The sequence below is a fragment of the Bartonella grahamii ATCC 700132 genome (genome assembly GCF_000518085.1).
In the GTDB taxonomy this organism is placed as follows: Bacteria; Pseudomonadota; Alphaproteobacteria; order Rhizobiales; family Rhizobiaceae; genus Bartonella; species Bartonella grahamii.
On sequence record NZ_JACX01000004.1, the window covers coordinates 87739 to 101782 of the forward strand.

A 14044-nucleotide genomic window follows, 5' to 3' on the forward strand; every position below is an offset into this window, starting at 1 on the left:
ATTTTCTTTTAAAATAAAAGAGTTTTCCAAAATATTTATTGTGAACAAGGTTTTAGAAGTATGTTTATCTATTTGTCACTTCACCAACAAAACTGTTTGAGCTTGCATTTTTAATATGAATTTCTATTACGCTACCTATAGAGGCTTCTGTATCTACGACAACAGGTAAAAGCCAAGGGGAACGTCCTACCATTTGCCCTGAGTGACGTCCAGGTTTTTCGATGAGAACGTTAGTTTTTTGACCAATTTTAGAACGCAAAAACGCATTTTGTTGCTCAAGGAGAAGGACTTGTAAATGTTGAAGGCGGGCATCTTTTACAGATTCATCAACATGATTTTTCATTGTGGCTCCCACTGTTCCAGGACGGGGGGAATATTTAAAAGAATAAGCTGAACTGTACTGTACTTGTTGAATAAGTTTAATGGTTTCTTCAAAGTCTTCATCTGTTTCTCCTGGAAACCCTACAATGAAATCGCCTGAAAAGGCAATATCTGGCCGTGCGGTCCGAATTTTTTCAATAAGATGAAGATAATGAGAGCTTTTGTGTTGGCGGTTCATAGCTTTTAAGATGCGATCTGAACCTGATTGAACAGGAAGATGGAGGTAAGGCATTAACATATCAAGATCTCGATGCGCGGCAATAAGGCTATCATCCATATCACGTGGGTGACTGGTTGTGTAACGCAAACGCTTTAAACCATCGAGTTTTGCAAGATGATAAAGAAGATCGCCAAGACGCCAAGTTTTGCCATCAGCACTTTGCCCATGCCAACCATTGACATTTTGTCCAAGCAGCGTAATTTCTTTGACACCCGCTTCGATGAGTTGAAGGGCTTCTTCAGTAATTTGCTCAACGGATCGTGATATTTCGGCACCGCGTGTATAGGGCACAACACAAAAAGTGCAAAATTTATCGCAACCTTCCTGTACTGTTAAAAATGCGCTAACACCTCGTTTTCTTACTGCATGTTTATTATGGGGCGGCAAATGAGCAAATTTATCTTCAACAGCATAGTCTGTTTCGATAATTTTTTTTCCTTGTTTGGCTTTCTCTAACAATTCTGGCAAGCGATGATACATTTGCGGACCAATAACAAGATCCACTGTTGGAGCACGGCGCAAGATTTCACTTCCCTCAGCTTGTGCAACACAACCCGTTACACCAACCATCAGGGGTTTATCAGGTGTGCGCTCTTGACGCATAACGCGCAAACGACCGAGATCAGAATAAAGTTTTTCTGCTGCTTTTTCACGAATATGACAGGTATTAACAAGAATAAGATCGGCATCATTGGGAATTTGTGTTGTCACATAGCCTTGCGAACTGAGACTATCAGTCATCCGTTGGCTATCATAAACATTCATTTGACATCCATAGGTTTTGATAAAAACCTTTTTCGGAGCAACAGGAGGCGTATTTTTAGGATTTTCTTTATTCATGGTGCATGTGTAAATGTTTTTTACACAAATCTCAATCTATTTACTTAAAAGTTTTTTGCATGATAATTGCATCACCACGACCATCTTTTGACGGGTAGTAGGCAAGACGTTCAGAAATTTTTTGAAATTCAAAGCGTTGATAAAGGTTCAAAGCAGAAAGGTTTGTGGCTTCTACTTCCAAGAATAATTTTATAGCGCCTTTGTCGTGAAGATGGTGCACTGTGCTTTCGATAAGAAAGGTACCAATTCCTTGTTGACGATAATGAGGGTGAACAGCAATTGTGATGATTTCTGCTTCATCAAGGATGAGGCGGCATAGGCAAAAGCCTAAAATTTGATCAGAGCGATCAATGAGAAAAACTTTGTATCCGAAGATAGAGTGATCTGTTAAGAAATTATCAAAAGCTTGTTTTCCCCAAGACGGAGTAAAACAATGTTGATGAATTTGATGAAGAGGAACACTATCATTAACTTGTAGCGGAGCAATTCCAAAATTCTTTTTTGTCAATGAAAATTTGAGCATTATTTTTTTTGTGGTAAAGCAAAATTGGTTTGTTGTTTTGCATCAGCGCTGCGTAGATAGAGTGGGCGAGGCGAATTTTTTGATTGTTTGTTTGCGGCAAGATAAGCATAGTTTACAATATCAGCCGCTTCGCAGGGGATTTTTTCTAGGACAATTTTTTCGTTTATTTTATGGCTTTTAATATGCTCCACAACGACATCAGCCGCTGGGCCAGTCAGTCGGGTTTTTTTGGGCAAATCTTCGAGGATATTTTCAATTGTTTTTAATCCCGGCGCTCCCAAAGGTGTGAGATCATTATGAAAATTTTGATGGTAGAACATCTCTCTTCCTGCTTCAATGACAACAGTAATTGCTGATGCTGTACTTTTACTGTTTATTACTTGTGCTGCTAACGCTTCAAGAGCACTCACTCCAACAGCAGGTATTTCAAGTGCTAATGCCAAAGCGCGTGCTGTTGCAACACCGACACGTACACCAGTAAATGATCCAGGTCCAATATTGACAGCAATACGCTCAACTTGATCAAGCGTCATATTGGCTTGTGTCATTATTTGTGTAATCTGCTCAATAAGTTTTTCAGCATGTCCTTTGTTCATGCGCTCATTGATACGCGCAATAACAGATTTATGACGAATGAGCGCAACAGCGCAATAAATTGAAGCAGTATCTATAGCAAGGATAAGCATAAAAATATTTTAGTTGAATAAAACGATAAACAAAAGTCCTGCTGTATTTTTAATCTTTTTATTGTCGTATATTTCATTTGTAAGAAAGTTACTAGTGCCAATAAGCAACAATATCTTTTTATGGGATAGAACGAGATGTTGATTTAATCCCTATTTGTTGTCACTTTTTGAATGAGTACCTTGAATATTGTAAGATTCTCTTATTTCAAATCTACTTATGGTGAGACAATTAAAGTTATTAGCTTGTATATTACAAGCGGAATTAGGGTGAGAATCAAAACTGTTGAAGAAAAGAATAAAAACTCCTTTCACGAATCTTTTAAATGTAAGGATTGTCACAAACATTTTGAGCTATCAAATAGTATGATGATGCCATTTGTATTCCATAGTAAGTAAAAGTAAGTTAAAAGGGGGAAAGCCATGACCCCACATTTTTTCCCAATAAGAGCATATTCTATCAGTCTTTATATAAAAACTTCAGCGTAATGAGAGCAGATGAAAGAAATGGCATTGTTTTGCATGAGTTGCGTATTTTAATACTACGCCGTTGCAAATCATTATGGACTGAAAAGCTAATTGAAAAAGCAAATTTGACAGTTTTCACTTAAATATCAGCTCTTTCAATTTTTTTGTATAGAATAATGAGCAGTTTTTTAGAACTTTTTCTGGTTGTATGAAAGAACTGATTTTAATATTAGTGAACCTTTGGATTGATTGCATGCTCCATTGAAAAATAATAATAAATGCATATTTCAAAATGTTATATGGTTCAGATCAATCAATCCTATCATGATAAGGCTACAAGCGCCAAGAAGGAGTATGGAGAAAGTTGAAGCTAAAATAACGCGCCATCCTGCTTTTTTTAATGAGCGGATATCAACACCTAATCCTAAAGCTGCCATTGAAATGACCGTGAACAGTTGAGCAATAAGTCTGATCGGGTTTATAGCCGTTTCAGGAATAAGTCCGCTTGAACGAATAAGCATCATGATAATAAAACCGATGATAAACCATGGGACGAGAGTGTGTAGACGAAAATGTGTTTGTGCTGATCGACGATAGATGATGGCTAGGATAAAAATAACAGGGCCCAACATTAAAACCCGCACCAATTTGACAATTGTTGCAATTTGAACGCTCACGAAAGATATTGGCGCTGTTGCTGCTAAGACCTGTGGTACAGCATAAACAACCATGCCAGCAAGCACACCGTATTGGTTAAATGATAAATTCAAAAGTGGGTGTGAAAAAGGGAGAAATAAAATAATAAGAACCCCTAAAAGAGCGGTAAAAGCAATTGCTGCCGCTACATCTTCATGTTTAGCATGGATGACCGGGGCAGTTGCAACGATAGCTGAATTGCCACAAATGGCATTACCACAAGCGACCAGCATTGCTAAATTTGCAGAAAGTCCAAAAAGTCTGCCTATAACAAAACTAATGAGGATCGTTATAAATATAACGAATACGATGCTTGCAAGCAAATTCCAACCGGCTGAAAGAACAGCATGGATGCTAATGCTTGCCCCTAAAAGAACAATAGCAATTTCAAGAAGCGTTTTTGCACAAAAGACTATACCTTTTTGGAAATATTTGGGCAGATTAAAACAGCTACGAGTAATTGATCCTAAAAGAATTGCCAAAAAAAGGTTTTCAAGCCACGCTTCTGCGAAAAACTGTTTTTCTATTACTTCTAAACCATAAGCTAAGGCAGATATGAGCAGGCATAATAGAATACCTGGACCAAGGTCGTTCAAAAATGAGAGTTTTTTCTTTGACATTTTAATATTCCCCCGTCATTAAAGAGCTAAAGGTGAAGAGGAAAAAGTTTTAAAGATTGGTTCGTGCTTGTACAGCTGCTGCTAAAGTTCCATCATCAAGATAATCAAGCTCGCCTCCTACAGGAACACCATGAGCAAGTCGCGTAATTTTAACGGAGAAGTTAGAGAGCTGATCGGTGATATAGTGAGCAGTTGTTTGACCTTCGACAGTCGCATTGACAGCAAGAATAATTTCCGTAATAGGATTTTGTACAACACGTTGTATTAAGGTGGCAATGTTGAGTTCGTCAGGACCTATTCCATCTAAGGGGGAGAGTCGTCCACCTAATACATGGTAACGTGCGGCTAAAGTTTTTGCGCGTTCAAGAGCCCACAGATCAGCAATATCCTCAACAACGATGATTGTTGTATCATCGCGGCGCAAATCTGTACAAATTGAACAAGGATCAATGGTATCGACATTTCCACAAACAGAACAAATGCCGACTTTTTCTATAGCTGCTTGTATAGCTGCTCCTAAAGGCTCCAGCAATGTTTCCTTTTTTTTGATAAGATGAAGCGCAGCACGACGCGCTGAACGTGGACCAAGACCTGGTATACGTGATAAAATCTGAATGAGACGTTCAATCTCAGGTCCTGCAATGTATTTAGACATATTTTTGTCCCACGGAAAAAATCCGTTTCATTAAAATGGAAGCTTGAAACCTGAAGGGAGCGGTATCCCTGCCGTTATACTTTTGGTTTTTTCTTCTATTGCGATTTCGATTTTTGTTCTTGCTTCATTATAAGCTGCCATAATGAGATCTTCGAGAATTTCAGCTTCCTCAGGTTTGAGTAATGAAGGATCAATTTGAATTGCTGTTATAATATTTTTGCCATTTAAAGTGATATTGACGAGACCTCCACCTGCAGTGCCGGTAGCTTGCAGATTAGCTATTTCTTCCTGAATCTTCTGCATTTTTTCTTGCATTTCTTTGGCTTTTTTCATCATACTCATCATTTCACGCATAGGAATAGGTATCCTTATTCATCATTGATATCATTTTTATTTTTAAAAATATCAGCATTTTTAAAGGTATTGGGGAGTAAATCAAGATCATTTTCTTCTTTATTGAGTCGAATATCGACAATTTTTGCTTCTGGGAAATGGTTGAGGATTTTCGCGATATCAGGATCTGTTTCTGCATTGGAAAAAAGAGTCTTTTGAATCGCTATACTTTCCTCCTGTAAGGTTGGGCCACCTCCTTCATTAACAAAAGTTATTGTCCAGCGTTTTTCAGTCCATTGAGATATCTTTTTTTCTATATCATGAGCAAGAAATTGTGGGGTATTTTCAGAAAGTCTTAAGGTAATATGCCCAGCTTCAAAAGAAACAGGATGAACAAATTCTTTAATAAGAAGTTTGAAAGGGGCATCATTATGCTGTTCGGCTAATTGAACAATATCGTGCAAAGAATTAATCACTAGAGTTTTAGGTTGAGTAATCTTTTCTGTTGTTTGCGTGACAGAACGCGATAAATTTGCACTCTTTTCAGAAAGATCAATAGATTGAGAATTTTCAAGAGTTTCTGTTACTTCTTGGACGTTGATTTTGTCAGGGGTTTGATTTTTAACCAAATTTTCCGGTTGTAAGGAATGATCTAATTGATTTTTCAAGGATGTTTTTAAATCTGATTGATCTGGTAATGTATTTGAAACGCTCGAGGAAGCATGGGCTTCGACCATTGTTTCTTTTGTTATATTATTTGCATTTGTAGATTCTTGATGAGAAGAGTTTTTAACCAGTGTGAGAGGTGTTTTTTCTTGCGTAAGCTTTTTTAAAGCTTCATCAAGAGTTGGTAAGTCAGCCGTGTGAGCAAGACGAATTAAAAGCATTTCAGCAGCTTGAAGCGGACGTGCAGTTTGATTAACTTCCTGTAAACCTTTGAGTAACATTTGCCAGTTTCGGGATAAAATAGGAACGGAAAGTTTTTTTGAAAAGTCTAAACTTCTTAAACGTTGTTCTTCAGTCAGTGAGAAATCTTCCACTATTTCTGGTGTAAAACGTAAACGTGTGACCAAATGATTAAAGTCGGCTAGTTCTGTCAATATAGTAAGAGGATCAGCACCTGCCTCATATTGACTGCGTAATTCATGTAATGCATTAACAACATCGCCCTTCATGATAAATTCAAAAAGATCAATAATACGTGCTTGATCCGCTAATCCTAACATTGTACGCACCGCAATGGCATTAACATTGCCATTGCTATGGGCAATCGCTTGATCAAAAATGGATAATGCATCACGTGCAGATCCTTCTGCAGCACGGGCAATCATAGAGAGTGCTTGATCTTCTACTTCTACCTTTTCATATTTCGCAATTTGGCGCAAATGTGCACTCAAAGCTTTTGATTCAATACGCCGCAAATCAAAACGTTGGCAACGCGAAAGGATTGTAATAGGAACTTTGCGAATTTCTGTTGTGGCAAAAATAAATTTCACATGGGACGGTGGTTCTTCAAGAGTTTTCAATAAACCATTAAAGGCTTGTGTTGAGAGCATATGTACTTCATCGATAATATAAACCTTATAACGTGCAGAAACAGGACGATAGCGTATTTGTTCAATAATTTCACGAATATCATCAATGCCCGTATGAGAAGCGGCATCCATTTCTATAACATCAATATGGCGTCCTTCGATAATTTGTGTGCAATGTTCACCAAGAGAGTCCAATACGGTTGTCGGTTGGTCAATATCTTTTGTTTTATAATTAAGCGCACGTGCCAAAATACGTGCTGTTGTGGTTTTACCTACGCCACGAATCCCTGTTAACATCCACGCTTGTGCAATACGACCTTTTTCAAAGGCGTTGGTGAGAGTACGCACCATAGCTTCCTGACCAATAAGGTCAGAGAAGTTTTGGGGTCGATATTTACGAGCAAGAACACGATAGGCTGTTTCTACCGGTACATTTTCCATGAATATTTCCAACTTCGAAGTTCTTTATGCGTACATTTTGATAATACAAAAGCATAGATCAATACTGTAGTCTCATATAAAAGGATTTTTTCTTAATCAAATTATTTATGGGACAATTTGTTAAAAAATAACAAAACCCCTTTATTTGCTGCATACAAATGCCGCTCTGAAGATTAAAAGTACCTCGCTAAAAGACAGCATAAAAAATAATTTCTTCAGAAAAATAGGAGGTTGGCACGATGACCCGTACCAGAACTCGTTGGGGCTGCTTCTTTCCAGACCTGACCCAGTTGGCGAGCTGTTCGTCCACCACCAACCTCCCAAGTTCATATTGTCGATTTGGAATGAAAAATCAAGCTCAGAAACGAAAAATATCCTAAGAACGATGAAGAATTTTCCTTTGCGTTTAATTTATTGACATATAAACAACAAAGAGATTATGGATTTATCAGTTTTCATAGCAGTAGCTCTTCATATTTATTTGGTATGAAAATATTTTTCGCTTAAGATAATCTGAATGTATAATTATTCTCATTCGCTGAAACATGTAAGAGTTTTAGGATAGATATGTCTGTTCTAAAACTACGAAATTGAATCATCAAAAATTTACAACAGTCAAAGAAGCAAATAAAGTAGATAGAGCATGTAATTGGCTAACATTCGAAAGTTAGGGGGAAGAGTGCTATTTAAATAATTAGCAAATATTGCTTTAATGGTGTTGCTCCTCTCACACAAAACAGAACATCCCAAACAGAATAACTTAAAGTTGTCCATTCACATGCTTTTTAAAGAGCTATTTCTCAGTACTCTTAACTATATTTCAAACTCCACTCGTAAATAGTATACATACTTCCCTTGAGGTATAAATCCATTGTGCACTACCCTCTTTATGCTTAATAAAAGTATAAATTTGAGCCCTCATACTATTAACAATTCTAAATGTTGCGATCCCTTACACTTGAGAGGCTTTATAAGAAGCATTTTTATTCCTTTTTTAATCGTTTTTACTCACACACCACTCCCATTTGTAACTTTCAAGGAAACGATTTTAATTGATTCAATATGAAGATTTAAGATGGGAGGATCTTACTTTATTCGTGGTTGTAATTCAGTATAAAAAAATCAAAGTCTTATAATGATAAGTCAATATCTTAAATATCTTATAAGACCACCACCTGATTTCTATAGTGAATGAGAATATCAAATACGTAATATTTTTTCTTTTAACATATACGAATATAAATACTGAGTAGATGTTATCGCTCTTTGCGTGCTTGTTCTTTTAATTAAAAAACATCGATGTTTATCACAAGATGGATCAATATATGAATTTTCATCATTTGAGAAAAGATTTCATATATTTTTAAGTGACTGTGCTCATACAAGAGAAGATGCAACATTCAACGCTATAGAAATAAGGGGGAGGTACTGGTTTTATAAGCATAAAAATGATTCTTATTCGATATAAGCGACATTTTATAGTTCCAAATAATTATATTCTTTAACAAGGAGGGAAAAGCGAGATGAATTTTTACAAAGAGCTGAATGAGTATGATTTAAAATGCAGCGAGGAATGCATCTATAGAGCAAATTTTTCTTTTCTGTTTATCTAAGTGATTTGGGTACGATGTGCTTCATAGCACTTAAAATGAAGCGGTTACGGAGATAGAAGTCATATTCTTATTAAAAAAATAGCTCTGATAGTAGAAAATCCAGAACAATTTAAGTTTAGTCTTTTAGCTTTTGCAAAAGTCCTTCAATATCTAATGTTCTAAGCAGCTTAAGGTTTTCCATATTAGTATAAAAATACCTCTTCAGTGATCAGTTTTAACAGCTTATCATGCCGTATTTTGAAAAAAAATACCTGAAAAAAAGAATAACTTTACTCAAATTTAGATGTTATAGAAATATTATTAATCATAATCTCCTGTATCACAATTTGTTCCAACAACTTTTTTCTTCGTAATATTTTTAAAAATATAATGTCCTGACGAAGGAAAAATTATATGAAGAGATTTTATATTTTTTAGTGTAAAGATCTTCTTTTCTTTATCATGGGTTATTTTCTTTTCATCATCAACAACAATTCTCAATTTGTTTAGATCAGAAGGGGTAGAGTACAATAAAGTGAAGGATACTTTATTAGGTTTAAAGATACTACAAGAGTATTCAACTCCTTGATGGACAATATCGGATGGGGTGATCACAACACTTTCATCCAGCGCAAAATTCCATTTTCTCTCACCAAAGCCAGCAAATGCAACACTAGAGTAGGCGAGAATATTTGCGGCTAATAATCCTTGCGCGAAGATTTTTTTCATTATCCTTTCCTTTTTTCTAAAGTGAGATGAATCATAAATCAGTTTTATAAAAATGAAATTTCAAACTTAATGCTAAAAGCAGGGCTAAGGTGCATTTTCTAGCTTTAAACCATGTTCAGAATGATATCAGTCTAAGAGATTTGAATGCTCTATTATGTATAATAATTTGAATTGTTTTGAGAGCTAAATTTTCTTCTTCAGTGTTTATGAAGGGTGTTGAGTAGAAAAAACAAGCTCTTCCGAGATGTGTTGCATCATGAAATTTTTACGATGCTCTTTGATATCAGCAAAAAATGATGGCAGCTTAATTGCTTTTATATATATACGATGTTCGATCGTTTTGTGCGGGATAAGTACCTATAATACGCAATTCTGCAGAAAAGAAAGATAATTCTTCTAAGGCAAGTTTCATCATCGGATCTTCAGGATGTCCTTCAATATCAACAAAGAATTGTGTTGCATTGAAATTTCCACCAATTTGATAGCTTTCTAATTTTGTCATATTGATACCATTCGTTGCAAATCCTCCCATAGCTTTATAGAGAGCAGCCGGGACATTACGCACTCGAAAAAGAAGACTGGTGATGATTTTTTCGCCATTTTTAGGCTTGAGAACATGTCGTTTGGAGCGTGAAAGGATGACAAAACGGGTAATATTATGAGGGTTATCTTCAACATCCCTTTCAAGAATATCAAGTCCATAGAGTTCTGCTGCGATCAGAGGAGCTAAGGCAGCCTGTGAACGTTTAGCATTTTTTTTAATAAATTTTGCAGCTCCAGCAGTGTCTGTAGAAACAACAGGTTTCCAACCGTTGTTTCGTATGATTTTTCGACATTGTGCAAGGGCATGCGTATGGCTGTGAACGGTTTTAATTTCGTCATATGTAACGCCGGGCAAAACCATTAATTGAAAATGGATAGGTAAAAAATATTCATCAATAATATAAAGAGATGATTGCGGTAAAAGATGATGAATATCTGCAACACGTCCTGCAAGAGTATTTTCAATAGGGATCATAGCAAGATCAACTTTCCCACTTTCCACTAAATTAAGGGCGTCTTCAAAAGTAGCAGAGGGAACAGCATCCATATTGGGGAACATATTGGAGCAAGCAATATGGGAATTAGCGCCGTATTCTCCTTGGAAAGAAATTTTATTGGTTTTTTTAAGTATTTTCATGCTAAAATCTTACGAACTCTATCGAGATCACGTTGTGTGTCTACGCCTAAGGGAATTGTATCAACTATCTCCACATCGATGCGCATATTATGTTCTAATGCACGTAATTGTTCAAGTTTTTCGCGTTGCTCGAGTGTAGAGGGTTTGAATGATATAAATTTCTCAAGTGCTTCGCGCCGATAAGCGTATATTCCAATATGATGATAAAGAGGACCATCTCCATAAGGTGCTGTGGTGCGCGTAAAATAAAGAGCACGAAGGCGATTTTGAGAAAGAGGTGTACCAATGATTTTGACCACATTGGGATCTCTTTTTTCATTTTCTTCAATGATTCGAGCACCCAAGGTTGCAATGTCAGTAAAGCTATTTTCTAAAGGGCGTAGCGCATGAATGATTTCACGAGGCATTATTGTTGGTAAGTCACCTTGTATATTTAAAATGGTATTGTAACGTTGTTCAGGATCAATACGCATTAAAGCTTCATAAATACGATCAGATCCAGACTTATGATCACCTTGTGTTATGATACATTCATGCCCATAATCTGCAACAGCTTTAGCAATATCATTATGATCTGTTGCAACGATCGTACGCCCTATTGCAGCTTTTTTGGCTTGTTCTGCGACATGTACAATCATCGGCTTTCCGCCAATTTCAGCGAGAGCTTTTTGAGGAAGACGGGTTGAGCCTATACGAGCAGGAATAAGAATAATTGGTTCAAGAGCCATTGTAAGATTCCAAATGTCATCTGTGATGCATTTATGATGTTGTGTGTTATAAAGAAAAAGCTTAAACTAAAAATGGTAATGAAACCGTGAACATTTGAGTTTTTATGAATCGCCCGAGATTTATTTATTTTATTTGTGCTTGTTTATGTGTGCTGGTCATTATTGTGGGGATTTCTACACTCAGCAATATAGTTTACGATCATCCTACATCAGTCCAATATTATCATACAGTTGCCAAGAATGATACATTTCAAGAAAAACAAAAAGCACCTGATGTTTCTCTATCACTAAATAGCCGTCTTCGACAAGGCAATTTTGAAAATGGCCGTAAACTTTTTCGCCAATGTGCCATATGCCATACTTCTGGACGCAATGAAGCAGGGCGTGTTGGTCCAGTTCTCTGGGAGATTGTTAATCGCCCTTTGGCATCAGCAGCAGGTTTTGCTTATTCACGGGCATTGCGTTCTCATTCTGATCAAAAATGGGATTTTATCACTTTGGATCGTTATTTACATTCTCCACGTGAAGCTTTTCCTGGGACTATTATGTCTTTTCGTGGAATTAAAAATGATCAAGATCGTGCCGATCTTTTGCTTTATTTACGCAGTTTATCCGATCATCCTGTTCCTTTACCAATGGATAATAATAAAGCGAACGAGCCAAATTAACTTATACCATAGATGTTAATTTTAGAAAGAAGTCTGATTTTTTGTAATTTTAGTTTCACGGTTTTATCAAAGGAGCTCTTATCGATGTTTTGTTAGGGGGAACGTCCCTCATTCAAAACAGAACACATTTAATGTTATATATTTACTCGCTTGTTTTAAAGAGATCTTTTATAAAAATGCACTCTTTACGCTGTCATCTGCAGATTGATTTTCAAGATTCGTTTTCTTCACTTTTTCTACATATGCTTGTCTGTGAAATTATTGCTGAAGGATTATAAATTCATGAGCCGCAGCTTTCTTCTTCTGAATGCAATAATTATGTAATTAAAGCTCTCCATGAGGTTTATCTTAATCTTTCTGTACACATCAATACCCATGTATTTTTCTTATGGACAGAGACAATTGATTATTCTTATACGTGCAATAATCCTAAGCTGCGTTTTATGATGCTTGATGAATAGACGTTTTCTCTTGAGGTTAGAGGTGTAGGGACAGATCATTGATCTTTTATAGTATCGATAACTAAACTATGATTTAGATTATTTATTTACAGGTTATGGTTTGAAGTAAGCACTTTCATGTGAAGCAATTTTTATGTGTAAATAGTAAAATAGAGTTCTGCTGATTATATTTTTATCTACTTCGAAAATTTTTTACACAAGAATACTGATGGCAGCTAAGTTTGCACGAGTCTTTGTTCATTTATAGACGATGACATGAAATTATGCTGATAAGCTATTATAGAGAATTATTGTTTTCACAAAAGGTCTTCCATATTTGTGATAAATTTAATAGTTTCCATTGGTTACAGTGTTTCGATGACTTACGATAAAACATCAGTATTTCAATACATATTGCGAGAGTGCTAAAAATTAATGCGGGAGGAGACATAATCATGATTCCCCAAGCTTCTTAATAACTATGGCATTTTCCTTATAATTTGAGCGTTTATAAGTAATAATATTAAATTGCGCTAATAATCCATTGTAGAGAAGAATTTTTCCCACTAAGGGTTCACCAATATTTGTGATCATTTTAATAACTTCCATTGCTTGTAGGGTTCCAATAACGCCAGGTAAAACACCGATGATTCCAGTTTCAGCGCATGTTGGGATAGTTCCGTGAGCCGGAGGCGTGGGAAATAAATCGCGATAGTGAGGATTATTGTCTTTATACGGCATAAGGACGGTTAATGAGCCATTAAAACGTTCTACAGCACCACTTATTAAAGGTTTTTTGCATTGGGCAGCGTGATCAGCAAGAAGATAGCGTGTCGTAAAATTATCACTTCCATCAACAATGATGTGGTAAGCATTGAGCAGTTTATCCACATTACTTTTATCTAAGCGTAGGGTGTGTTTTTCAACTACAACATGGGGATTTATTGCTTTTATAGTGGTTTCAGCACTGTCTGTTTTTCTTTTGTTTATTGCATTTGTTTTATGAATAACTTGGCGTTGTAAATTGGAAAGTGAAACGATGTCGTTATCGACAATTCCAAGGGTTCCAACACCTGCGGCAGCCAAATAGGTTAAGACAGGAGCACCAAGACCACCAGCGCCCACAACAAGAACACGTGCTTTTTTTAGCTTTTGTTGCCCTGCACCACCAATCTCAGGCAAAATGATGTGGCGTGCATAGCGTTCGATTTCTTTGTTGTTTAATTTTGTATCTGTTTCTTGTGTCATAAATTTTCTCTTGTCATAGTTCTTTTATTGTTTACTAAGTTTATGGTGCATAGACCAGTCTGCT

General features: G+C 36.3%; 12 protein-coding genes and 1 other RNA gene. 1 reads left to right on the plus strand and 12 read right to left on the minus strand.

Annotated features, from left to right (window positions below; genetic code table 11):
• Positions 1 to 64: 64 nt before the first annotated feature.
• From miaB to U736_RS0101800, 11 genes are all read right to left on the minus strand, one after another.
• Positions 65 to 1441: a tRNA (N6-isopentenyl adenosine(37)-C2)-methylthiotransferase MiaB gene (gene miaB, locus U736_RS0101755; RefSeq protein WP_012754638.1), complete on the minus strand. Its 1377-nt coding sequence runs from the start codon at positions 1439 to 1441 to the stop codon at positions 65 to 67.
• 40 nt (positions 1442 to 1481) lie between these two features.
• Positions 1482 to 1964 (minus strand): ribosomal protein S18-alanine N-acetyltransferase, encoded by a 483-nt coding sequence (gene rimI, locus U736_RS0101760; RefSeq protein ID WP_012754639.1) that lies wholly within the window; start codon positions 1962 to 1964, stop codon positions 1482 to 1484.
• Positions 1964 to 2650, minus strand: coding sequence for a tRNA (adenosine(37)-N6)-threonylcarbamoyltransferase complex dimerization subunit type 1 TsaB (gene tsaB, locus U736_RS0101765; RefSeq protein WP_012754640.1), 687 nt, complete (start codon positions 2648 to 2650; stop codon positions 1964 to 1966). Before tsaB ends, rimI begins: the two co-directional genes overlap by 1 nt.
• Positions 2651 to 3402: 752 nt before the next feature.
• Entirely contained in the window at positions 3403 to 4431 is a 1029-nt protein-coding gene (locus U736_RS0101770; RefSeq protein ID WP_026500208.1) for a YeiH family protein, read from the minus strand.
• Between the two features lie 49 nt (positions 4432 to 4480).
• Positions 4481 to 5086 (minus strand): recombination mediator RecR, encoded by a 606-nt coding sequence (gene recR / locus U736_RS0101775; RefSeq protein ID WP_012754642.1) that lies wholly within the window; start codon positions 5084 to 5086, stop codon positions 4481 to 4483.
• Between the two features lie 30 nt (positions 5087 to 5116).
• The gene (locus tag U736_RS0101780) at positions 5117 to 5440 is read right to left on the minus strand and encodes a YbaB/EbfC family nucleoid-associated protein (RefSeq protein ID WP_012754643.1); all 324 of its coding nucleotides are present in this window, start codon (positions 5438 to 5440) and stop codon (positions 5117 to 5119) included.
• A 14-nt stretch (positions 5441 to 5454) separates the two neighbouring features.
• Positions 5455 to 7395, minus strand: coding sequence for a DNA polymerase III subunit gamma/tau (locus U736_RS0101785; RefSeq protein WP_012754644.1), 1941 nt, complete (start codon positions 7393 to 7395; stop codon positions 5455 to 5457).
• A gap of 223 nt (positions 7396 to 7618) precedes the next feature.
• Positions 7619 to 7716, minus strand: an RNA gene (ffs, locus tag U736_RS11655) — signal recognition particle sRNA small type.
• Between the two features lie 1592 nt (positions 7717 to 9308).
• The gene (locus U736_RS0101790; protein ID WP_026500209.1) at positions 9309 to 9716 is read right to left on the minus strand and encodes a hypothetical protein; all 408 of its coding nucleotides are present in this window, start codon (positions 9714 to 9716) and stop codon (positions 9309 to 9311) included.
• A gap of 304 nt (positions 9717 to 10020) precedes the next feature.
• Positions 10021 to 10896 carry a prephenate dehydratase gene (locus U736_RS0101795; protein WP_026500210.1) on the minus strand — a complete coding sequence of 292 codons (876 nt, stop codon included), beginning with the start codon at positions 10894 to 10896 and terminating at the stop codon, positions 10021 to 10023.
• Entirely contained in the window at positions 10893 to 11624 is a 732-nt protein-coding gene (locus U736_RS0101800) for a 3-deoxy-manno-octulosonate cytidylyltransferase (protein ID WP_012754647.1), read from the minus strand. Before U736_RS0101800 ends, U736_RS0101795 begins: the two co-directional genes overlap by 4 nt.
• 104 nt (positions 11625 to 11728) lie before the next feature.
• Here U736_RS0101800 and U736_RS0101805 point away from each other — a divergent pair, with 104 nt between their 5' ends.
• Positions 11729 to 12292, plus strand: coding sequence for a c-type cytochrome (locus U736_RS0101805; RefSeq protein WP_026500211.1), 564 nt, complete (start codon positions 11729 to 11731; stop codon positions 12290 to 12292).
• Between the two features lie 893 nt (positions 12293 to 13185).
• Here the strand turns inward: U736_RS0101805 and U736_RS0101815 are convergent.
• Complete coding sequence (locus U736_RS0101815) at positions 13186 to 13980, minus strand: molybdopterin-synthase adenylyltransferase MoeB (protein ID WP_012754649.1); 795 nt, start codon at positions 13978 to 13980, stop codon at positions 13186 to 13188.
• Positions 13981 to 14044: the final 64 nt, after the last annotated feature.